At 51.7% G+C, this 22,920-nt stretch carries 19 protein-coding genes, 1 tRNA gene and 1 other annotated feature; of the genes, 9 read left to right on the top strand and 11 right to left on the bottom strand.

Translation table 11 applies throughout. From position 1 onward, the window contains the following. The first annotated feature begins 158 nt into the window (after nt 1–158). Genes C508_RS0100705 through C508_RS0100695 form a run of 3 tightly spaced genes read left to right on the top strand, consistent with a single transcriptional unit; the run spans nt 159 to nt 3,156 of the window. Complete coding sequence (locus C508_RS0100705; RefSeq protein WP_018701612.1) at nt 159–1,079, top strand: substrate-binding domain-containing protein; 921 nt, start codon at nt 159–161, stop codon at nt 1,077–1,079. After that, on the top strand, nt 1,076–2,506 hold the full coding sequence (locus tag C508_RS0100700) for a sensor histidine kinase (protein ID WP_018701611.1): 1,431 nt from the start codon (nt 1,076–1,078) through the stop codon (nt 2,504–2,506). The genes C508_RS0100705 and C508_RS0100700 overlap by 4 nt, the downstream gene beginning before the upstream one ends. After that, nucleotides 2,503–3,156: a response regulator transcription factor gene (locus C508_RS0100695; RefSeq protein ID WP_018701610.1), complete on the top strand. Its 654-nt coding sequence runs from the start codon at nt 2,503–2,505 to the stop codon at nt 3,154–3,156. Before C508_RS0100700 ends, C508_RS0100695 begins: the two co-directional genes overlap by 4 nt. 189 nt (nt 3,157–3,345) lie before the next feature. On the opposite strand, the gene tyrS is transcribed toward C508_RS0100695, so the two are convergent. The 4 genes from tyrS to C508_RS0100675 form a co-directional block, all read right to left on the bottom strand. Further along, complete coding sequence (tyrS, locus tag C508_RS0100690; protein ID WP_018701609.1) at nt 3,346–4,563, bottom strand: tyrosine--tRNA ligase; 1,218 nt, start codon at nt 4,561–4,563, stop codon at nt 3,346–3,348. A gap of 274 nt (nt 4,564–4,837) precedes the next feature. Further along, nucleotides 4,838–5,067 (bottom strand) — a binding site (T-box leader). A gap of 49 nt (nt 5,068–5,116) precedes the next feature. Beyond that, nucleotides 5,117–6,802, bottom strand: coding sequence for a ribonuclease J (locus C508_RS0100685; protein WP_037351381.1), 1,686 nt, complete (start codon nt 6,800–6,802; stop codon nt 5,117–5,119). Between the two features lie 653 nt (nt 6,803–7,455). After that, nucleotides 7,456–7,531, bottom strand: a tRNA-Lys gene (locus C508_RS0100680). Nucleotides 7,532–7,584: 53 nt separating this feature from the next. Continuing rightward, nucleotides 7,585–8,868 carry an adenylosuccinate synthase gene (locus tag C508_RS0100675; protein WP_018701607.1) on the bottom strand — a complete coding sequence of 428 codons (1,284 nt, stop codon included), beginning with the start codon at nt 8,866–8,868 and terminating at the stop codon, nt 7,585–7,587. Between the two features lie 304 nt (nt 8,869–9,172). Between C508_RS0100675 and C508_RS20215 the strand changes: the two genes are divergently transcribed. Continuing rightward, the gene (locus C508_RS20215) at nt 9,173–9,493 is read left to right on the top strand and encodes a hypothetical protein (protein ID WP_026319274.1); all 321 of its coding nucleotides are present in this window, start codon (nt 9,173–9,175) and stop codon (nt 9,491–9,493) included. A gap of 16 nt (nt 9,494–9,509) precedes the next feature. Here C508_RS20215 and dnaB read toward each other — a convergent pair whose 3' ends face one another. The 6 genes from dnaB to C508_RS0100640 form a co-directional block, all read right to left on the bottom strand. Continuing rightward, nucleotides 9,510–10,841 carry a replicative DNA helicase gene (dnaB, locus tag C508_RS0100665; RefSeq protein WP_026319273.1) on the bottom strand — a complete coding sequence of 444 codons (1,332 nt, stop codon included), beginning with the start codon at nt 10,839–10,841 and terminating at the stop codon, nt 9,510–9,512. A gap of 87 nt (nt 10,842–10,928) precedes the next feature. Further along, on the bottom strand, nt 10,929–11,681 hold the full coding sequence (locus tag C508_RS17455; RefSeq protein WP_018701605.1) for a DUF6946 family protein: 753 nt from the start codon (nt 11,679–11,681) through the stop codon (nt 10,929–10,931). A 110-nt stretch (nt 11,682–11,791) separates the two neighbouring features. Then, nucleotides 11,792–13,699, bottom strand: a complete 1,908-nt coding sequence (lonC, locus tag C508_RS0100655) for a Lon family ATP-dependent protease (protein ID WP_018701604.1) — start codon at nt 13,697–13,699, stop codon at nt 11,792–11,794. Nucleotides 13,700–13,734: 35 nt separating this feature from the next. Then, nucleotides 13,735–14,187, bottom strand: a complete 453-nt coding sequence (gene rplI, locus C508_RS0100650; protein ID WP_018701603.1) for a 50S ribosomal protein L9 — start codon at nt 14,185–14,187, stop codon at nt 13,735–13,737. Then, complete coding sequence (locus C508_RS0100645) at nt 14,159–16,144, bottom strand: DHH family phosphoesterase (protein WP_018701602.1); 1,986 nt, start codon at nt 16,142–16,144, stop codon at nt 14,159–14,161. Before C508_RS0100645 ends, rplI begins: the two co-directional genes overlap by 29 nt. A gap of 12 nt (nt 16,145–16,156) precedes the next feature. Next, nucleotides 16,157–17,119 carry a YybS family protein gene (locus C508_RS0100640; RefSeq protein ID WP_018701601.1) on the bottom strand — a complete coding sequence of 321 codons (963 nt, stop codon included), beginning with the start codon at nt 17,117–17,119 and terminating at the stop codon, nt 16,157–16,159. Between the two features lie 341 nt (nt 17,120–17,460). Here C508_RS0100640 and C508_RS0100635 point away from each other — a divergent pair, with 341 nt between their 5' ends. After that, entirely contained in the window at nt 17,461–17,889 is a 429-nt protein-coding gene (locus C508_RS0100635) for a universal stress protein (RefSeq protein WP_018701600.1), read from the top strand. A 125-nt stretch (nt 17,890–18,014) separates the two neighbouring features. After that, nucleotides 18,015–20,366, top strand: coding sequence for an ankyrin repeat domain-containing protein (locus C508_RS0100630; protein ID WP_018701599.1), 2,352 nt, complete (start codon nt 18,015–18,017; stop codon nt 20,364–20,366). Nucleotides 20,367–20,725: 359 nt separating this feature from the next. Here C508_RS0100630 and C508_RS19745 read toward each other — a convergent pair whose 3' ends face one another. Beyond that, nucleotides 20,726–20,899, bottom strand: a complete 174-nt coding sequence (locus C508_RS19745; protein ID WP_018701598.1) for a YjfB family protein — start codon at nt 20,897–20,899, stop codon at nt 20,726–20,728. A gap of 95 nt (nt 20,900–20,994) precedes the next feature. Between C508_RS19745 and C508_RS0100620 the strand changes: the two genes are divergently transcribed. From C508_RS0100620 to C508_RS0100610, 3 genes are all read left to right on the top strand, one after another. Next, nucleotides 20,995–22,047, top strand: a complete 1,053-nt coding sequence (locus C508_RS0100620; RefSeq protein ID WP_018701597.1) for a mechanosensitive ion channel family protein — start codon at nt 20,995–20,997, stop codon at nt 22,045–22,047. A gap of 137 nt (nt 22,048–22,184) precedes the next feature. Continuing rightward, nucleotides 22,185–22,469 carry a 30S ribosomal protein S6 gene (gene rpsF, locus C508_RS0100615; RefSeq protein ID WP_018701596.1) on the top strand — a complete coding sequence of 95 codons (285 nt, stop codon included), beginning with the start codon at nt 22,185–22,187 and terminating at the stop codon, nt 22,467–22,469. Between the two features lie 15 nt (nt 22,470–22,484). Then, nucleotides 22,485–22,916, top strand: coding sequence for a single-stranded DNA-binding protein (locus C508_RS0100610; RefSeq protein WP_018701595.1), 432 nt, complete (start codon nt 22,485–22,487; stop codon nt 22,914–22,916). Nucleotides 22,917–22,920: the final 4 nt, after the last annotated feature.

Here is a 22,920-nt window from a genome sequence, read left to right as displayed (position 1 = left end):
TGCCACCTCTTTTAAAAAATAATAACTTCCTTTATCATTATTACAAATGTTCAGTTTTCACCCCAGCGGGATTTGGCTGAACTTTATGGCAGGATTTCTTCCCGCTTTCGTAAGCTTTTTCCTGACATTGTATTTTTTTGATTCAAGGAGGCTTTGCTGTGTCTTTCCCGTCACGTGTTTTATGGTTGCTGCTTTGCTGTATGCTGCTTACCGCCTGCGGTTCCAATACCGCCCCCGACGTGGATTTTCGTCAAACCCAGCCTTTGGGCGCGCCGGACAAGCTGCATACGAGCGATAAAATCCTGCGCATCGCCGTCATCTCCAGTCTTTCCCCGGCTGAGACAGCGGCGCATTTCCGGCGCATCGCGGACTACCTCGGCCAAGCTACAGGACGCCAAGCCGTACTAATCCCCAGGCGCAACTATTTGGAAGTATCGGTCTTACTGCGCAATGGCGGCACAGATCTTGCCTTTTTCCCTGCAGGCGCCTTTGGCGTGTACCCTTCCCTGGATGATATGCACGTCATCGCCGCGCAAGAACGCATGGGCAGCTCTCTTTATAACGCCGTCATCTTGGTGCACCGAGACAGCCCCTACCAAGCATTAAGCGATTTAAAAGGGAGCACTGTCGCCTTTTCCGATCCCATGAGCTATTCCGGCTACGTCTATCTATCCAGAAGGTTGCAGGAGCTGGGGCAAACGCCGGAAAGCTTTTTCTCCCACTCGGTTTATACGTACGGTCATGAAAAATCGCTCCATGCCGTCGCCAATCGCTCCGTTCAATGCGCGTCCGTCTCCACCCTGGCCTATAACCACGCTAGACAGAATTACCCCGAAGTGGCCGATGCGGTACGCATCATCGAGACTTCGCCCGCTATGGGTACCGGACCGGTAGTCGTGCGACGCAGTATGCCGCCGGAAGAACGCCAACAACTGCAGGAGCTTTTCCTCCACTTGCATGAGCAGCCTGAATTAAAGGAAGCCCTCAAAGGCCTCCTCATTGACCGCTTCGTCCCGCCCAGCGAGGAATGGTACAGCAGCTTCCGCAAGGCCTTCGACCGCCGCGAGGCTCTGCCATGAACATCCGCGCGGCCGTAAGCCGCCTCTCCATCCGCAGCCGTATCCAAATGTACAGCGTGGTCCTCCTGGTGCTGCTGGCCTCACTTATGAGCGGCATCATTTGGGAAGTCAGCAATGATTTACTGCACAAACAATTAGAAAGTTTGGGCCAGGAAACCGCTTTTCATGTAGCGTCCAAAAGCGCCGTCATGATCATGGCTGAGGATTACTACACGCTAGGCGAGGAAGTGCGCCAAAGCGCGCAAACCAGCCACTACATCCGCTATATCTTTATTTCCGACACCTCCGGGCGCATCTTGGCCCACACCTTTGACGGCGGCGTACCTTCGGCGCTGATCGAACGAGCCCGCCAAACCCAGCCTTCCGAATCGCCCCAAAGCCGCCAGCTTACCAGTAACGAAGGGCGCCTACTGGAAATGACAGCTCCTATCGAGCAAGGGTCGTTGGGCAGCGTGCATGTCGGTCTGTCCACTTCCGCCGCCAGGCAATACTTGACAGGCAAGTTAGCCGAAGTAGTGTTCCTGACCGTTTTAGTCTGCTTTGTCGCCGCCCTGGCCAGCGGCCGCGTCGCCAAAGCCATTACCGCGCCGCTAGAACGGCTTGCCATTGTCGCCGACAAAATCGCCGCCGGGCAATGGCAAAAGCAGGCGTCCTGCGGCGGCGCACCGGAAGTAGAGCGCCTCACTACCGCCTTTAACGCCATGACCGGCACCTTAACCCGAAACCTGGATGAACGCGAGCGGTTATTGCAGGAACTGCAGCAAAAGGAAGCCGTGCGCGCCCATCTTATGGAACGCTTGCTGCGCGCCCAGGAAGACGAACGCAGACGCATTTCCCGGGAACTCCACGACGAAACCGGCCAAGCCTTAGCGTCCCTAATGGTGACCATGCGCATGCTGGCCGAGGAAACCGACGATCCCACCTACCGGGAAGTGCTGCTGCGCTCCCGCGATGTTGCCGAGGGTGTGCTATTAGGCATCCGCGATTTGGCCGTCGAGCTGCGTCCGCCGGTCTTGGACGACATCGGCCTTATCGCCGCCTTACGAAGGCATCTGGAGCGGCTTTGCACGCCGCTGTCCCTGCAGTGGACGCTGGAAAGCGAACAAGAAGAGTGGAACCTGCGCTCCGATGTCGCCGTAGCGCTCTACCGCATTGTTCAAGAAGGGGTCACGAATATCATCCGCCATGCTCATGCCTCCTCCCTGCGCCTGCGCTTCCATCAGCAAGGCAATTGGCTATATATTGAACTGGCCGACGATGGCCAGGGCGTAAGCGAAAAGCAAACCGCTGAAACAGAACGTTTGGGCATCCAAGGCATGCGCGAACGGGTAGAACTCTTAGGCGGGCGTTTCACCCTCGCTCCCGACTCCAAGCAAGGCACCCTCTTGCGCGTCCAAATTCCGTTAACAAAGGAGACTCCTTCATGAATACCATTATTTTAGCCGATGATCATCGCTTAATCCGCGCCGGCCTCAAAGCCATGCTGCAAAAAGATCCCTCTTTGGAGCTTGTGGGCGAAGCCGCCGACGGCCTGGAAGCCATTGAGCTAGTGCGGGACTTACGGCCAGACTTGATCATTCTCGATATTTCCATGCCCGCCTTAGACGGCCTATCCTGCATCGAACACATCCGCAGCGCCTCGCCGCAAACGCGCATCCTGCTTTTGACCATGCACGAAGACGAGCAATACATCCGCCTGGGCTTTCGCCTGGGCGCCCAAGGCTTTTTAACGAAAAACGCCGTCGATAAGGAATTCTTTGACGCCGTACGCACCGTCCTATCCGGCAGCCGTTATTTATCGCCGCAGGATTCACAGCGCTTGCTGCGCACCTTGGGCGAAGAAACGGCCGCTGCTGACCGGCCCGAAGACCTGCTCAGCACCCGCGAGTTGGAAGTACTGCGCTATATTGTCCACGGCTACGCGATTACTGAAATCGCCCCAAAACTCACCCTCAGCGCCAAAACCGTCGAAACCTATAAAACGAGAGTGATGGAAAAAGTGGGCGCTACGCGCAAAAGCGAGCTGGTCAACTACGCTCTCAAGCATGGCCTCATGGGCACGCTGCAGGAGAGATAAATACAAACAAGAGAACCAGAGTGACCGGAGGGTACGAAAGAGGGATTCGAAAAAGCAACAGAGGCTGCGCCGCTAACCTAGCGACACAGCCTCTTGTTTTTAAAGCATTTTCAAAATCGCACTCCGTAATCCTCAGCGTACCCTCCGATTACTCCCTTTACTCCTGTTAAAAACCGTAACCCTCTAGCCTTACTCCAGGACTAAGCGAAAGTAGCTTTTCTTTCCTTTACGCAACAGCACGCTGCCGTCAGTGAAGTCCTGCGCCGTCAAGACGGCGTCTAAATCTGTTACCTTGGCATCGCCTAGGAGCAAGCCTCCCTGCTGCACCAAGCGGCGTCCTTCGCTCTTAGAAGCAATAATGCCGCCTTCGGCCATGATGTCGATGATCTTGCCGCCGAGTTGCGCTTGGGCAATTGTAACAGTAGGAGCGTTATCCAAGGCGCCGGAACCACCGAAGAGAGCCTCTGCCGCTTCTTTCGCTTTCGCCGCCTCGCCTTCGCCATGAACCAGCTTCGTTACTTCAAAAGCCAGCACTTTCTTAGCTTCGTTGATGGCCTGATCTTTAAGCGCTCCCAAGCGTCGCACTTCTTCCATCGGCAGGAACGTCAGAAGAGACAAGCACTTTTGCACATCCGCGTCATCCACATTGCGCCAGTATTGGTAGAACTCGTACGGAGAGGTCTTTTCCGGGTCCAACCACAGCGCGCCCTTCTCGGTTTTACCCATTTTCTTGCCGTCGCTCTTAGTGAGCAGCGTAAAAGTCAAGCCGAAAGCCGGTTTGCTTTCCTTGCGCCGAATCAGATCAGCGCCTGCAAGAATATTGGACCACTGATCATCGCCGCCCATCTGCATAACGCAGCCGTAACGGCGGTTTAGTTCTAAAAAGTCATAGCCTTGCATGATCATATAGTTGAACTCCAAGAAGGACAGACCTTTTTCCAAACGCTGTTTGAAGCACTCCGCCGTCAGCATGCGGTTGACGGAAAAATGCGCGCCAATTTCCCGCAGAAAGCCGACATAGTTCAACTGCATCAGCCAATCCGCATTGTTGGCCATGACCGCTTTATCCTCGCTGAAATCAATAAAGCGAGCCATCTGCTTTTTAAAGCAATCGCCATTTTGTTCAATGGTTTCCGGCGTCATCATTTTGCGCATATCCGTCTTGCCCGACGGATCACCCACCATCGCCGTACCGCCGCCAATCAGGCAGATCGGACGGTGTCCGGCGCGCTGCATATGCGCCATAACCATCATGCCCAAGAAATGCCCCACATGCAGGCTGTCCGCCGTCGGATCAAAACCGATGTAAAACGTAATCTTTTCCTTTTCCAACAGCTCGGCAATTTCATCCTCATGGGTCATTTGCTGCACATAGCCGCGTTCTTTCAAGACGTCTAATACACTCATTTTAAGTTCCTCCTCTTGCTATCCTATCAAAATTTCATAGAAACCTCTCCAAAGGTCTACTTGTTTTAGAACCCTTTAGTTCTCATTTTCAAGGGCCGCTCGTGCTCTGAGCGCTCTCGCCCAAAAGAAAGATTTTTTCGTCTGACGCGAAAAGAAACGCAGGCATAGCGGCGCTCTGCCGAGGCTTTCTGACACTGTCAGGCGTAAAAAGATACTTCGGGGCGTGAGCAGTGAAGAAGTGAGCGGCCCCTAATTAAAAAAGCCCGCCCCTCAAATGAGGGACGAGCCGTTATGCCCGTGGTACCACCCTGGTTGCCAGTCCGAAGACTGACCGCTCCACTATGATCGGTAACGGCGATCCGCCGGCCCAGCCTACTAACCCCTGCAAGGATTTTCAACCTGCTGCTCCTGGGTGTATTTCATCGCACGCGCCTACCGGGTTGCACCACCCCCCGGCTCTCTAAAAGACGCCTTGCCATTACTTCTCCCATTCGTCACATTGTTCGTATATGCATCAATATAGCCGAAGACCTTCTTCTTGTCAAATCCAGTCTTACACTTCCATGATAATCGGCAGAATCATCGGCCGACGACCTGTTTTTTCCATCAGGAACTTTCCTAGGGTTTCCTTGACTTGCACTTTGATGGAAGACCAATCGCTCAAATTGCGCTCCGAGCAACGATCCAGCGCCTGGCGCACTTTTTGCTGCGCCTCGTTCATCAAGCCGCCTGCATCGCGCACATAGACAAAGCCGCGCGATACCAAATCCGGTCCGGACAACAGTACATTCCGCTGTTTATCCAGCGTGACGACGACGATGATAACCCCTTCGTTCGCCAACTGCTGCCGATCTCGAATTACAATATTACCTACATCGCCCACGCCCAAGCCATCGATAAAGACGCGTCCCGCTTTTACCTTGCCGGCCATGCGCGCCGCTTTGCGCGTAAACTCGAAAACATGCCCGTTTTCACCGTAAAAAACATTTTCCGAAGGCACGCCCATCTCTTCCGCCAATGCGCCGTGCTGCCGCAGCATACGGTACTCGCCATGAACGGGGATAAAGTATTTCGGACGCACTAAATTCAGCATCAATTTCAACTCTTCCCGGCTGGCATGGCCGGATACATGAATGCCCGAGGACCGCTCATATACTACATGAGCGCCCAATCGAAGCAGACTGTCGATGGTACGGGAAACAGACTTCTCATTCCCCGGAATCGGCGTAGCGGAAATAATTACCGTATCGCCAGGCACAACAGCCACATTACGATGAGTTCCCGAGGCCATGCGGCTCAAGCCCGCCATCGGCTCGCCCTGGCTGCCGGTAGTCAAAATCAGCAATTGATCGTCGCGGTAGTTTTTCATTTCTTCAGGCTCAATCAAGACGCCTTCGGGAATATCCAAATAGCCCAGTTCCGTAGAAATCGCCACCACGTTTACCATGCTGCGGCCCATTACTACTACTTTACGGCCGTATTTAGCCGCTGTCTGGATAGCTTGGCCCACACGCAATACATTAGAAGCAAAGCTAGCCATAATAATGCGGTTTTTCGCGGCCCGGAACTGCACGTCCAGCGCTGCCGTTACGGTCCGCTCCGAAGCGGTATAGCCGGGGCGTTCCGCGTTGGTGCTGTCCGACATCAGAAGCAGCACGCCTTGATTACCCAATTCGGCAAACTTATGAATATCAATGAGCTTATTGTCTACAGGCGTCTGATCAATCTTAAAGTCACCAGTATGCACTACTGTCCCCACCGGCGTTTTGAAGTAAATGCCGCAAGCGTCAGGAATGGAATGACTGCCCTGAATAAAGCCGATCTTGAAGACCCCTAAGGTCAGCTCATCCCCTGGATTTGTCGGCACCAGATTATACTTGCCAACGCGGTTTTCTTTCAAGCGGCCTTCCACAAGACCCAAGGCCAAGCGACTGCCGTATACGGGAACATTAATCTCCCGCAGCAAATAAGACAACGCGCCAATATGGTCCTCATGACCATGGGTCAAAACAACACCGCGCACTTTGTCTCGGTTTTCAAACAGATACGACATATCCGGAATCACTAAATCAATGCCCAGCATATCATCTTCCGGGAATGCCAGACCTGCATCCAGAATCACGATGTCGTCGCCGTACTGAAACACCGTCATGTTCTTGCCAATTTCCCCTAGGCCGCCCAAGGGAATAACCAGCAATTTTCCTTTTGGTTTTGATGATCTCACTAAAAAATCCTCCATGTTTTTATTATAATTTTCTTATTTTCGACTGCATTTTTACATACAAAAGAAAGCTCGCTTGCATGCGAGTTCCTATATAACCACTATATGGTTGCCGTCCGTTCCGTATACCAAGTAGGGGCTGACTTCTATCCGCTCAATGCATTCCATTAATTATATCGCGAATCTTTATTAAAAGCAATAATGCTTCCATTAAGAGGCGCAGGGTACGAAAATGCAACAGGAGTAAAGGGAGTAGAGTGAGGGTAAGACGATTGAACAAGAGTCTCGATGAGAATCGGAGGATTTCTCAGAGGGTTACGGAGCAATGGTTGTATTTAAAACATTTATTGGAACAAGATGATCACAGAACAAAAAAATCAGATTAAGCCGAATAACAGTTAGAGTCTAAAACGACAGCAGCCATTAGCTTAATGAGCAACTTCGTCCCAAAAGCTAGTGGCTGCAAGGAGCAGAAACTTTAGCGAACGCTCCGCCAAAACAAAAGATTTTTCCGTCAGGCGCGAAAGAAAACACAGGCATAGTGGGGGCTATGCCGAGGCTTTCTGACAAAGGCTGACGCAAAAAGATCTGTTTTGGTGCGAGCCGTGAGTAAAGCTTCTGCTCCGATAAAAAAAAGCCCTTCAGGCGAACCTGAAAGGCTGAGTTTTTGCTGGTGACCCACGTTGGACTCGAACCAACGACACCCTGATTAAAAGTCAGGTGCTCTACCGACTGAGCTAGTGGGTCATGTCTCACAGAAAGGAATTATATCATCATTCGGTTTTCTTGTCAATGATATTTTAAAACATTTCTTCCATAATGATAGTTTGTTCACGATTGGGGCCGACAGAAACAATACCAATTCGAACGCCCGCCACTTCGCTAAGACGCTCCAAATAGGTTCTAGCAGCCGCCGGCAAGTCTTCATAGCGGCGCACTTTGGTAATGTCTGTCTTCCAACCGGCAAATTCTTCATAAACCGGCTCCACTTTGGACAATACTTTCAAGCTAGCCGGATATTCTTTAAGAATCTCACCGTTATAAAGGTATCCGACGCACAGTTTAATGCTATCCAAGCCGTCCAGGATGTCCAGACGGGTAATAGCCAGCGCATCCAGACCGCTTACTTGGCCGGCATACTTGACAATGCAGGCGTCCAGCCAGCCACAGCGACGCGGACGGCCTGTAACGGTGCCGAATTCATGACCAGCTTCGCGAATGGTGTCGCCCATTTTACAATGCAGTTCCGTCGGGAACGGACCTTCGCCAACGCGAGTAGTATAAGCTTTCACTACGCCCACTACTTTGTCAATCTTGCCAGGTCCTACGCCAGCTCCGGTGCAAGCGCCGCCGGCAATCGGATTGGACGAAGTCACATAAGGATAGGTGCCATGGTCCAGATCCAATAACGTTGCCTGCGCACCTTCGAAGAGCACTTTTTCGCCTTTGTCCAAAGCGTCGCTGAGAAGGTAGGTCGTATCAGCCACATACGGGCGAAGCTGCTCGGCAAAAGCCAAGTACTGCTCCAGCATGGGCTCGTACTCAAACGGCTCTGCTCCGTAGAGTTTCACCAACAATTCATTTTTGGCGGCCAGATTATGTTTCAGCTTGGCTGCAAACTCTTCTGCGTCCATCAAGTCCACAATGCGGATGCCGCAGCGAGCGACTTTATCCATGTAACAAGGACCGATGCCGCGCTTGGTCGTGCCGATTTTAAACTCGCCGCGAGCGACTTCTTCCGCTTCATCCTGGCGGCGATGATAAGGCAGCAGCACCTGCGCCCGCGTAGAAATACGCAGACTCGAAGTATCAATGCCCCGTTCTTTCATGCCGTTGATTTCTTTCAAAATAGCTTCCGGATCAATAACAACGCCATTGCCCAAAACGCAGGTCTTTCCTTTATAAAGAATGCCCGATGGCAGCAGTTGCAGCTTATAAGCTTCGTCGTTTACCACTACGGTATGGCCGGCATTGTTGCCGCCGGAATAACGAACAACCACGTTAGCCTGTTCCGCCAGGTAGTCGACTACTTTCCCTTTTCCTTCATCGCCCCATTGACTGCCGATAACAATAATTGCTGACATGATATCACTCACCTTTTTTATAGCTCAAAACGAGCCATGATTAATTTAGCTTAGTCATTTTTCACGCATAAAAAGAACTCAATACGGTCTCATCATGGAGCGCCGAGATTGAGTCTCCCGCAAGTTATTCATTTTTCACCATAAATATCATAACAGGAAAATTTCCTCCTGTCAATATTTTGCCGAATATTTTTCTTGATTTACACTTCAACGTTCGGTTATCCCGCTCCGTTACGTACGTTCGCCTGCCGCTCGCGCTTACCCCATACAGCTTTGTCATTTTTTATTCACAATGAGCCGGCGCTTGTTTTATTTTGCAAAAATCTTTCAATTCGCCAGTAAAGAAACATCACACAGAGCAACAGAGAAAAGCCAGAGAAAAGAAGAAAGACATAATTTCAAAAAACCTTTCGCGCCTTTCGTGTGTTTCGCGGTTCTTTATCCGCCCAGGATTCTCAAAAAGTCTGTTGAAGAAACATCGCCGGTCTCCTCTGAAAATCTAGGGATCGCACGACAACCGAAGGCCCTATTGCCAGACGAAAAAGAAAACACAGGCATAGCGGGGCTATGCCGAGGCTTTCTGACAAGTTTTGGCGGAAAAAGCTCCGTCATGGCGCGGACGTGAGCATTGGATAGGTTCCTTATTCAGGCATGCGAGTCAAATCCGCAAAGCGCGTAAACTGCTTGTGGAAGAAGAGCTGCACGCTGTCCACCGGGCCGTTGCGGTGTTTAGCCACAATGATCTCAGTAATATTTTTGTTTTCCGTATCCGGATTGTAGTAGTCTTCACGATAGAGAAACGCCACAATATCCGCATCCTGCTCTAGCGAGCCGGATTCGCGCAAATCGCTGAGCATGGGCTTTTTCACCTGGCGAGATTCCACGCTGCGGCTAAGCTGAGACAGCGCAACAACGGGAACGCCCAGCTCACGGGCCAATCCTTTTAAGGAACGGGAAATCTCGGAAATTTCCTGCTGACGATTTTCGCCGCCTTTGCCGCCGCTTCCCTGCATGAGCTGCAAATAGTCAATGATGATAAGAGACAAATCATGTTCCACTTTAAGGCGACGCGCCTTAGAACGCATTTCCAGCACCGAAATGCCTGCGGTATCGTCGATAAAGATCGGCGCACCAGAAAGGCGGTCCGCTGCATTGATCAGTTTGGTCCAATCATCGTCCTCCAGTTCGCCAATACGCAATTTCTGCGAATCAATAGACGCTTCGGCGCAAAGCATACGCTGCACCAACTGCTCCTTCGACATTTCCAAGGAAAAAAACGCTACCGCCTTTTTTTCTCGAATGGCTACATTGGAGGCAATATTCAGGGTAAATGCCGTTTTACCCATACTGGGGCGAGCCGCCACAAGAATCAAATCGGATTTTTGCAAACCGGAAGTCAAACGGTCCAAGTCTTTAAAGCCTGTAGCCAAACCAGTAATGCCGCCGCGGGATTCGTATAACTGCTCAATCTTGCCAAAAGCGTCTAAGACGATGCTTTTTATCGGCGCAAAATCGCCGCCGATACGACGATTGGATACCTCCAAAATCATCTTCTCCGCCTGATCGACGATTTGCGATACTTCTTCGCTGCCCTCATAGCCCAGAGCGGCAATTTGCGTTGAAGTCTGGATGAGCTGACGCAAAAGCGCCTTTTCCTCCACAATCTTGGCATGATAATGCACATTTGCCGCCGTCGGCACGCTGTTTGCCAGCGAAGTCACATACGCGATACCGCCCACTTTTTCCAAATTGTCTTCCCGCTTCAGCAGCTCTATAACCGTAATCATATCCACGGCTTCATTGCGGTTGTACAAATCCAGCATAGCTTCAAAAATCAGCCGATGCGCCTCACGATAAAAGTCGCCGCCTTTTAAAAGCTCCGTCACTCTGGCTATCGCTTCTTTTTCTATTAACATCGCCCCAAGGACGGCTTGCTCCGCCTCTAAGTTCTGCGGGGGAACACGTTCAATCAACAAAATTCTTTCCTCCTGTACTGCAACAAAAACATATGTTCACAATCATTTATTATAACGCATTCCCTGCATTTTTGCACAAGCTTTCTAACGGCGCATACAAGCTGGATTTCCGTCTACCCAAGCAAAGCGTAGTTGACAGCCGCCCCGACGCAAGGCCGGAGTAATACCGCCCCGGCTTGCTTCCAGACCTAAACAAGCTAAAAAATGCACATAGGCCTCCCACACCTCAGGTGGCGCCTGAAATGCGTGAACCACCAGCATAGCGTTAGGCGCTCCTATACGGCTAGCTTCCAACAAAGCCGCAATGGTGCGATGAATCCAGGGATATTGGCAATTCGCAGCGGCGTCTTCTTCCAGCTCCAACAACGATAAAAACGCCCGCAACCGTTCCCGTTTGCCTTTTTGCAGACTTGCCGGCGGCAGCCATTCCTGCACCGTAGGACCCAAAGATTCTTCTCCTTGCGCCTCTACGATGAGCACATGCTGCTCCAAATCGTTCCGCGCCAATACGCACAAATCACATTGGGACGCCGTTTCGCCGCCTGGAAGATGCACTTGAAACTCTGGAAAGGCAAAAAGCAGCCGCATGCTTTTCAATTCAGGCTCTTCCGCCGCCGCAAATACGGCAGCCACCTCTTTAGGAAACCCTTTTGCGGCGCCGCACCAGCAGTAAGCCAATGCCCGCATCGGACTGCCTGGCTGCCAATGCAGCTCCTCTTTGGCCAAAAGAGGCCTCCAACCATTTTCGGGATTTTCTAGCGGAGCATAAATGCGCAACATGCCGACCATCCCCTCTCCATATTGTCCGAAGTGTTTGTTTTGGTTATTTTTCGACACACAAAAACAGTCTCCTGCAAAAAAGCGGATCACAAGGGGCACGGAAATTGAACAGAAGCAAACAAACTCCCCGCCGCAGGTTCCATCCTGTAGCGGGGAGTTCTATTTACTTATGTCGCAGGCTTTTCTTCCAACAAGATGTCCAGCGCCTCGGAAACCGTTTCGACAGGCCGAATATCCAGTCCTAAATGCCCCTCCGGAATGTCTTTCGCATTCTCCTTAGGAATCAGCATAACCTGTACTCCAGCTTGTTTCGCGCCATAGGCTTTTTCAAACACGCCGCCTACGGCTTTGACACGTCCCTGGATGGAAACCTCGCCAGTCACAGCAACGTCCTGCCGTACGGCGCGTCCGGAGATGGCGGAAATGAGGGCTGCCGTAATGGCCACCCCTGCCGAAGGACCATCAATACGACCGCCGCCGACAATATTAATATGCAAATCAAAATCCGGCAAATCCGCACCGATCAACTTGCGCACCACTGCCGCCGCATTGAATACCGAGTCCTTCGCCATAGAGCCGGCAGTGTCGTTGAAACGCATAGCGCCTTTGCCTTTTTCCGCCGCCGGAAACGCTACCGCTTCAATTTCCAGCACCGAGCCCAAATAGCCGGCGACGCCGAGGCCGAAGACCTTGCCCACCTCGCTAGTGGCGCTGGCTTTCTGGCTGACATACGGCGTTAAGCGACTCACCTGGGCCACCCGATATACATCTTCCAAGGTAATACGTCCCTCGGTCCCATCCTGGCGGTACAACGAAACGCCATGGGCATCGGCTAAAATATTGACGGCCTTCCGTCCTTCGATGGTATATTCGCTGATCAGCTCCGCCACGCCTGCGTCCAGCTTCACTTTGAGCTTGCTCGCCGCATTAGTGACGATGATCTGAATGTGCTGCGGCGTCAACGGTTCAAAATAAATTTCCGCGCAACGCGAGCGAATAGCCGGAGCAATGTCATCCGCTTCACGCGTGGTCGCGCCAATGAGAATAAAATCCGCCGGCGCGCCGTCTTTGAAGAGCTTGCGCACATAGGGCGGCACTTGCGGATCATTCGGATCGTAGTAAGCCGATTCAAAATAAACTCGCTTGTCCTCCAGCACCTTAAGCAGCTTGCTCTGGAGCATAATATCCATTTCACCGATTTCATCAATGAACAAAATACCGCCATGCGCATCCGTTACCAAGCCCGGCTTGGGCTCCGGCACGCCGCTGTCCACCAAATCTCGCCGAGCGCCTTGGTAAATGGGATCATGCACAGAACCCACCAAGGGATTGGTAATATCCCGCGGGTCCCAACGCAGCGTCGTGCCATCCACTTCGACAAACGGCGCATCCTGCGAAAATGGCGTATATGCCAACCGCTTCGCTTCTTCCAACGCAATGCGCGCCGCCGTTGTTTTCCCCACGCCAGGAGGGCCGTACAAAATCAAATGTTGTGGATAAGGAGACGCCAATTTGGAACGCAACGCCTCCAGCGCCCGTTCTTGTCCGACAATCTCATCAAAAGAAGCTGGCCGCAGCATGGACATAACAGACTTAGAAACGCTGCGTTCTTCCATTTTTTCCAGTTCTTCATATTTTTTGCGCATCGCCGGCGTTTCGCCGCCTTCTTCATCCCGCAGTACCTGCAAGCGAATGTCGCGCAGGTATTCTTGATGGCGCTCTTCCATTTTTTCGTTTACTTTTTTCTCAATGCGGTCTTCAACGCGCTTTTTCGCCAGCATGTCCGCCAGCAAATTTTCAATATCCCGCAATACTGCCGGAACTTCCTGCTTGGGCGGAACCTCCTTCAGGGTGGGATCTTCAAAAACCAAGCGCTCTAACCCTAACAGCCGCTCTTCAAAACGTTCCGACTGCATCAACGGCAGCACGCCCATTTTCCCCGCTTTAATGATCAGCTTTTCTTGACCGACCAACGAAGCATAGGTACGATATAAGGCCAAAAGTTGCCGCTCTTGCGGCGGCTCCTGCGGCTGTATTTCTTCTTTATGCAAAATACGTTGTAAAAAATCTTTCATACCCCACTTGGCTCCGATCTATTAGGATATGAGGATTACGCCTTAGCTGCAACAATCTCCACCTGAATCTGGGTGCTGACTTCGGGGTGAAGTTTAACAGTTACCGGATAGATCCCCACCGTTTTAATGGCCTCTTTAATTTCAATTTTGCGCTTGTCCACATCCAAATCGTGCTGTTTAACTAAGGCATCCGCCACATCCTTGGACGTAATCGCGCCAAATACCTTGCCGCCTTCGCCCACTTTCACTTCCAGCGTCACTTTGACCTTCGTCATTTGCGAAGCCAACACTTTCGCCTCATCATGAGCGCGTTGTTCTTTATGCTCTTTAGCAGCCGACTGCTGCTTGGCGGTATTCACATTCGACGCGGTGGCTTCAATAGCCAACTGCTGCCGAAACAGCACGTTGCGCGCATAGGCTTCAGCCACTTCAATAATATCGCCTTTTTTACCTAATTTTTTAACTTCTTGCGTCAGAATTACCTTCATCTGCTGCACTCTCCTTTGCTATCTCGTGGAGGATTTCCTCCAGCTGCATTTTTATGTCCGCTGCCATAACGCCGCGGATTTGCGCCCCGGCCACCGTCTGATGACCGCCGCCGCCGAAGCGCTCCATAATCACATGTACATTACAATCCCCTTGACAGCGAGCGCTAATGCCTACGCCGTCTTCGTACGGAAAGAGCACAAAGCTCATATGCACGCCTTCCACCATCAAAAGTCCGTCCGCCACCTGCGAGGCCACCACTTGAGCATCCCTCACATCTGGAGGACAAACCGACACGGCCGCCCCTCCAGGCAGCATTTCCGTATCCACCATCATGCGCGCCTTGGCTTGCGTTGTAGCAAAATCCGTGCGGAACAAGTAGCGCACAAGTACCGGATCGGCCCCAGCGCGGCGCAAAAAAGACGCCGCCTCGAACGTTCGCACTCCCGCCTGTACGGTAAAGCTTTTCGTATCCACTACAATACCCGCATACAGCGCCGTAGCGTCTGAACGAGTCAATTCTACCGATTCATCAAAGTACATCAAAAGCTCCGCTACCATTTCGCTGGTCGAAGAGGCGGACGGCTCCAAATACACCAAAAACGGATTTAAAATGAAATCTTCGCTGCGTCGATGATGATCAATGACAATTGTACGTTCAATCAGGCTTAACAATTCAGGGGCCGCTACCAGCCCCGGCCGGTGCGTATCCACTACCACCAGCAAAACGCCAGGCTCAACCAAAGCTTGCGCCTGATCTGCAGGGACCAAGAGCCCTTCGTATTCGCTATAGTCGGACAAGAGTTCCTCCAGCTTGCGGCTGGCCGTGCCCGGCTGGCTAACAATAACATGAACTTCTTCTTTCAGATGCCGCGCCATGCGAGCCACGCCGATGGCAGCGCCCAAGCTGTCGAAATCTTCCCCAATATGGCCCATAACCAAAACCTTGGACGCATCCAGCATGCTTTTCCGTACCGCCTGCGCCACGGTCCGCGCCTTAACGCGGGTGTTTTTCTCCACCGCCTTTGATTTGCCGCCAAAGAATTGCACCTTGCCATCACAATACGCAGCAACCTGATCGCCGCCGCGTCCCAAAGCCACATCCAGACCGATTTGTGCCCGTTCTCCCAGCGCCGCCAGCGACGGTTCGCCTGTAGCTACGCCAATACTAAGAGTCACCGGAATGCGATTTCCTGCATGAAGCTCCCGTACCCGATCCAGAACGTCAAACTTCTCACGCATAGCTTTTTCCAACTGGCCGCGCCCTAACATCACCAAGTAAATATCGCGAGTATATTTTTTGGAAAATCCTTTTAGTCCGGCTACCCAGTCGACAATTTCCTTATTGACTGCCGCTAGAAGCTCTGCACGCTTACTCTCGGTCAGCCCCTGGAGCACATCATCAAAATTGTCAATCTGCACATAAGCTACGGCGGGCAATGCCGCTTTAAGAGCTAAGCGACGCCCTTCTTCTTCCGTCATGTCTTGAATGTACAGGATCATGCGTTCTTCCGCCGGCCGGTGCAATACAAGATAATAATGGGCGCCAGCCATAAAAGTGAACTCCCCTGCCTGCCCCCACCAACCATTGGGCAACAGTTCCGGCCAAAGCAAATCAATGCGCGTTCCTGTATGCAGACGTCCTTCCGACCATTCCAGTAAGCGATCATTGTGCCAACAAACTATGCCCTCTTGATCAATTACTGCAATCGCCAAAGGAAGCTCTTCTAGCGCATAATTTTCCGCGGCTCCCACTTGCACAGCCAGCTTTTTTATGTACGCTTCCAGTTCACGCTGATTTTCGTGGCGTTGCTCCCGCCCGTATAAATACAACGCGCCTAAGAAAAACGCCCCCAACAACGCAATATATAAATTGTAAAAGCCAAACAGCGCCAACAGGCCCAGCGCCACAAGCAGATAGAGACGGGCCTCCCGCCAAAAGTCGGGAATGAGTTTCATGACAGTCGCCTCCTACGATGGTTCCCCCGATTTACGCAGCCGACGCACGTCCACCCACGCTTCGGCCACACCGGCATAAATCACCATTTGCGTCAAAAAACCATTGGTTACAAGTAACAGCAAAATCAAACCGCGCACAAATTTCGGCAAGCGGTATTTGTCCGTCAAAAACACTACTAAAGACAAGCCTTGCACAAACAAAAACAAGCTGGCAATAACCTGCACATTCATAGCAATATCCCGCAGCCATAACCACTCACGACTAGATCCCCAGTACGCACCCACCAACGCCAGCGCATACGCGTATGCGAGGCCGCCGTGAAAACGCCATTCCCGAAACGGCGGGAACGCCGGTACGTCCATACCTAAGCGACGCAATACCAGCCGCGCCACAATAAAATTGAGATACGTATCTACTACGGCCGCCATAGCAAACCCAGCCGGCAGAATAATACGCAATACATCAACCAATTGCCCCATCGTCGCCGCCAAGCGCTGCAATTCTTCTTCTTGCATTCCCATGGAGCGGTACATGGCTAGAGCCTCTTCCGTGCCTTTGGCCATAACATCAATCTGCATTTCCAATGGATTGATACCTAAAATGAAGGCGCTCAGCCCCAGAACGGCCACCTTCGAAAGAAGCGAAGCCAAAGAGCCCCAAACTAAGGCCTTTCCTGGCGAGTAGGCTTCTCGAATCGCATGTCCCAAAACAATACCGATTAAACCAAATCCGACCACCACGCTCAGCGCGTGCAGCGGATGCATTAATACGGCAATTAGTACGCCCGCCGATAATGTAGCCATCACGCTCCAGCGAAAGCCATGGCGAACTCCCAAAAGAATAATCGGCACTGGCCAAAGCATATTGACAAAAGGTCCCAAGATGGGCAAATACGCGCTCATCAAAGCAAAAACAATGGCAATCGCCGATAAAATACCGCCTTCCACCAGCGGCCGAATTCGTGTCTGCGTCATGCAACAACCTCGTTTCCCAAAATAAGAAGTATATCTTGTATTAGATTCGCAGTCCTCTTGGCTCTTTCCTGCCAAAAGTTATCGTTTTCAAAACAAGGAAAAATAATTAAGCAAGAAAATCAATCACCTATAAATTCATTTCCAAACACGCCCTCATGCATGCTCGTCCTTGACTCCCGCGACTCTTGTTCAATCCACGGAACTCTCCCCCCCTTTGGACCTGCAAGGGCCAACGGGCTTAATTTTCAACAGCCAACAGGATTCCCTAAATAAACAGCGAATAAAACAGATATCACTAGTAAGAATAGCAACAAATTCATTTTCGCGGGGAGGTGTTTTGAATGAGCGTTCGTCGCATTATTTTTTCATTCGATGGTTCAGAAACCAGCCGCAAGGCCCTGCCCTGGGCCATCCGCTTTGCCAAAGAAAGTGGCGCAGCCACGGTTTTACTAAGCGTTTTTGAACCGTTAGCGCAATATCCAATCGGCAAAGCAGCTAACTTACTGCAATTTGAAATGTCTGCTAAGCAATATCTAGAAGACTTGCAAAACGATGCAAAAGAAGCCTTTTTAAAGGAAGGCCTTACTATTGAAACCGTTCTTCTCGACGGAAATCCCGCTGATGAAATTATAAGCTATGCCGCCGCCAATCCGATTGATTTGATTTTGTGCGGCACTCGCGGTTTAGGTGAAATCGGCTCCCTGCTTTTAGGGAGCGTAGCACATAAACTGGTTACTTATTCTCAAGTTCCTGTGCTAGTTATTAAGTAATGATACCATACTCCGGTCATTTTGCAAGGTAACTTCTGGCTACAGCTACGCTGGAAGCCATTTTAGAGGAAGCGCCTGCTTCCCAATCGCCTTGCCCACTCAGAACAATCGAAGGAACGATGCCAATGAATGACAAGGCGCCTCACGCAACATTAACACAAGAAGAAATTACAGCCCTGCTGAAAACGCTGCCGCCAGAGGAAACTCCGGCAGAGACACCTCCAGCAGGGTCCGTTGGCGTGTCCAGCCAAGATCCCAACGCGCAAATGAGTCAGGATGACATTGCAGCGTTATTTGCTTCCATGCAAACAGAACCAGAAAAAGCCGCCGAACCTGTTGAAGCGGCGCCTGCTGCACCGGCAGCCGATCCGAACGCCCAGATGAGCCAAGATGATATTGCAGCGCTTTTGGCTTCTATGCAAAGCGAGCCGGAGAAAGCGGAAGAACCAGCTGTCGCAGAAGCTGCGCCCGAAGCGGCATCTGCCGCACCGGCAGCCGACCCGAACGCCCAGATGAGCCAGGATGATATCGCGGCTCTCTTGGCCTCTATGCAAAGCGAGCCGGAGAAAGCCGAAGAACCGCCTGTCGCAGAAGCTGCGCCGGAAGCCGCACCTGCCGCACCAGCGGCTGATCCGAACGCCCAAATGAGCCAGGACGATATTGCAGCGCTTTTGGCCTCCATGCAAAGCGAGCCGGAAAAGGCAGAAGAACCGCCTGTCGCAGAAACTGCGCCCGAAGCGGCCCCTGCTGCACCGGCGGCTGATCCGAACGCCCAGATGAGTCAGGACGATATTGCGGCTCTCTTGGCCTCTATGCAAAGCGAGCCGGAGAAGGCAGAAGAACCGCCGGTTGCAAAAACTGCGCCGGAAGAAGTTCCTGCTGCACCGGCAGCTGATCCGAACGTTCAAATGAGCCAGGATGACATTGCAGCGCTCTTGGCCTCCATGCCAAGCGAACCGGAGAAGGCGGAAGAAACGCCGGTCGCGGAAACTGCGCCGGAAGAAGCTCCTGCTGCACCGGCAGCCGATCCGAACGCCCAAATGAGCCAAGACGATATTGAAAAGCTTCTTTCCGATTTAGGACCGCTTGAGCAAACCGAGCAAGAAACGCCTGCCGAAGCAACTCCTAAGTTGGATGACACGCAGCCAGTTCCTATCTTATCCGATGCAGAAACTGCTACCATCGAACCGGTGGTTGAAGAAACGCCATCCTCCACTTCCGCTCTGTCAGGACGCTTCGCTGCATTTTTACTGCTTCTTAAGACATGGTTTGCTAAACTTCCTTTACGCAAACGCGCCGCTGCGCTGGAAGCGCAAGAAGCAATACCAGTCAAGAGCGAAGCCTCTTCAACTTCCGCCACGGAAGAAGAGGATGTTAGCGCCCGTAAGCTCAGCTTCAAGGCGATTGCAGCCACAACCTTGCTTTTACTTCCTCTAGTAGTTCTCGCTGGTTACTATTTAGGCGTAAAGCAGCATGGTTCGGATGATGCCGCAACGCTGGCGCCGAAGGAAGCATTATCTCAAAAAGGCGTCGCTTTCAGTCAACAAGCTTTTGTCGAAAATGCTGAACGCGGTAATTTGACCGTAGCTGGACTTTTCTTAGATGCAGGCATGTCGCCGGAAGTCTTCCGAGCCTTTGACGGTTACACGCCTCTCATTGCCGCCTCAGAATCAGGCCGCCTAGCGACAGTAGAACTCTTGTTGAATCATGGCGCCAACGTAAATGCCATCGATAAAGATAAGCAAACCGCGCTTATGCGTGCGGCCGCAGCCGGACGACTTGATGTCGTACGTCTTTTAATTGACCGTGGCGCTGACCTGGCCCGCAAAGACAAATTAGGGCAAACCGCCTTGCGTTTGGCCGCCAACCGCAACCAAGGAGCAGTTGTACAATGGCTTCGTTCGCTCAATGCGCCGGACGAAGGTCCAGCCGCCGGAACGCCGCCGGCCCCGCCGCCGGAACTAGCAACCTCGAAGCCTTCTAACGTACCGGACAGCCAAATTGCTCCGTCATTTCTTTTGGCAAACGGCCAAGCCGGCCCCATAAAAATAGGTTTGGGCTTAGCCGGCATTCGCAGCGCCTATCCGGAAGCCAAAATCAGTCCAGATGAAATCTATATTGCGGATCGCCGCTATCAAATCTTAAATGTCTATCCAGACCCGCGTGACACTACCCCATCGCTTTCTATCACGCTCAGCCCCTCTCGTTCCGTTTTAAGCATTGACGTCTATTCCTCTGCGTTCCGCACCAACAAAAATATCGGCGTCGGTTCCACATTGGGAGAATTGCGTCAAAGTCATACGTTAAAGGCCATTCGTTATATGGACGGTTCCTTCCTTGCTACTGCCAGCGATACTAATGTTCTCTTTGAGCTTGGAGTTTCTGTCGAGTCACTGCCTACGGAATGGCTGCAGGGAAACCCTGAAAACACCTTGCCCAACAGCCTCAAAATCAGCCGCATCATCGTGCAGCAATAAGGCGCCGGGAGAGGCGCGGGAGTCATGGAAGGGTACGATTGAGGCTTGCGTCGGCAATGATTGTATTTGAGACTTTTATTGGAGCAAGACGGTCCGCAGGACGCAAAAGCTGGCTAAGGCGGATCACAGTTTCGCCTGTTTGAGCGCAGCGAGTTAAGAAACTGCCGACTTTGCCAGCTTTTGAGAGGCGCGCGGAAATCTTGTCTCAAATATAATCCTGCCGACGTTTATACAGAAGCTCCTCGCCCGTGAAAACCCTTTCGCGTTTTCGTGTGTTTCGCGGTTCGTTTTATGAATTCTGCTATATAAAAAAGAAAACCCCCTTGGCCAAAAGCCAAGGGGTTACATTACAACTATATTCAAGCTTGAATGTCAATGGTTTCTCCCAAACCAGGAATAGCAGGCATCAGCAGATCCAATTCACGCCCAGCCTGTTCCGTGCCATTATCCATGGCCTTTTTCATAATGGAAACTCCAATTTGGTCCTGAACTCGACTTTGACTCATCGACATGGACAAAAGAGCGATATCCATTCGCCACCTCCTTACTGTCCAAAAACACATTCCTGCTATTTATTATACCATAAACACCCCATAAAATTCACTGTCTTTTCCGGAGGCTATTCACTATGAATACAATTACATTTCCCCTTGGTTGGGATATGCTGCAACTTTGGATGCTCCCCGCGGCAATTATCCTTATTTCTCTTTTGCTAGGCATTCTGCTCAACCGCTTGATCTCACAGCGACTGCGCGCCATCCCTCTTTCAGAGCCCATGGAGCAGGCCCACGAATTGTTAGTCCACGCTTTTCGCGGCATTCCTATTCTCTGGTCCCTCATGGGCGGCATGTATCTGACCACGCGCACCGTGTCGCTGGCGGCAAACATCCAGCAGCTTCTATCTAGCGCACTTTTAGCGCTAGTGCTGCTCTCCGCCACGCTGGTAGCCGCCCGCATTGTCGGCGGTTTGGCCACCTTATATGCTAAGCGCGCCCAAACTCTTTTACCCACAACTTCCATCCTGGTCACGATTGCTGAAGTGTTCGTATTTCTCCTCGGCGCCTTAATCACTTTAGAATCGTTGGGGATTTCCATCACGCCTATCCTCACCGCCTTGGGCGTAGGCGGTTTGGCCGTCGCGCTGGCCCTTCAGGATACCTTGGCCAACTTGTTCGCAGGCCTCAGTATTTTATTCTCCCGCCAACTCCGCCCTGGCGATTATATTTGCCTCAGCACCAAGGAAGAAGGCCATATCAGCGACATTAACTGGCGCAGCACAACCATCCGTACCTTAAGCCAGCAGACCGTCATCATTCCCAACGTCAAAGTGGCCCAGTCCATCATCACCAATTATTCCTTTCCCAGCCCGCAATTGTCTGTTGTCATTCCCGCCTCCGTCGCCTATGACAGTAATTTGGAGCAAGTCGAGGCGATTACGCTGGAAGAAGTCAAAGCCGTGCTGCTCGAAGCCATGGACTCGCCGCCGCAAGAAGAACCGTTGATTCGTTTCCACACCTTCGGCGACTCCGGTATTGCTTTCAACATTATCTTTACGGTGCATGAGTACAGCGAGCTTTCCCCTTTGCGGCACGCTTTAATTAAGCGCTTAATCAAACGCTACCGCCAAGAAGGCATTGTTATTCCCTATCCCACGCGGGAAGTATTTTTAAAGAACAATTAAAAGCAATTTCGTCTTATCTCATCCTTGCTTTTTCCTTTTAGAGGCGCTATACTAGATAAGTCAAGTTGGCAGTTGCCGCTTGAACCTTCTGCTCCGTTGTATTGAAGCGGGGCCATCAGTCCAAAGGAGGTGATTTCGTGAGAAAGTACGAAGTCATGTTTATCATCAAGTCGCAGGAAGAAGAAGCTACCAACGCTGTCATTACCAAGTTCGAGAACCTGATCAAGAACAACGGTGGTGAAATCGTCAAAATTGACCGTTGGGGTAAAAAACGCCTGGCGTACGAAGTGAAGAAGAATCTCGAAGGTTTCTACTGCCTGATCCACTTCACTGCAGAACCCGCCGTCGTTGCTGAACTCGATCGTGTACTGAAGATTACTGAAGACGTCATCAAGCACATGATTGTCAAGCAAGAGGCATAATCCAGGAGGAACATCATGAACAAGGTGATACTGGTAGGTCGTCTCGCCCAGGATCCGGAAGTGCGTTACACCGCTAACGGCAAGGCCGTCGCCACATTCTCGCTGGCTGTCAGCCGCCGGGTAGGGCAAGGCCAAGAAAGCACTGACTTTATTCCCATCGTTTCGTGGGAAAAGCTGGCTGAAATCTGTGGCAACAATCTCACCAAAGGCCGTCGTATCCTCGTTGAAGGCCGTCTGCAAATTCGTTCTTACGAAGCGCAGGACGGACAGAAACGTCGCGTCGCTGAAGTTATCGCACAAAACATTGAATTTCTTGACAGCAACCGCGCCCCGGGAGCTCCCGGCGAAGGCGGCAGTGCTGGCAACAGCCAAAATAATCAAAACAGCAATCAGCACGATGGATTCGGCTTCGGGCCAAGTATCCCTGAAGAAGACATTCCATTTTAAAGGG

The organism is Anaeromusa acidaminophila DSM 3853, assembly GCF_000374545.1.
GTDB classification, from domain to species: Bacteria; Bacillota; Negativicutes; order Anaeromusales; family Anaeromusaceae; genus Anaeromusa; species Anaeromusa acidaminophila.
Note: the sequence above shows the minus strand (reverse complement) of the source record. Positions and strands in the feature narration are given on the sequence as shown.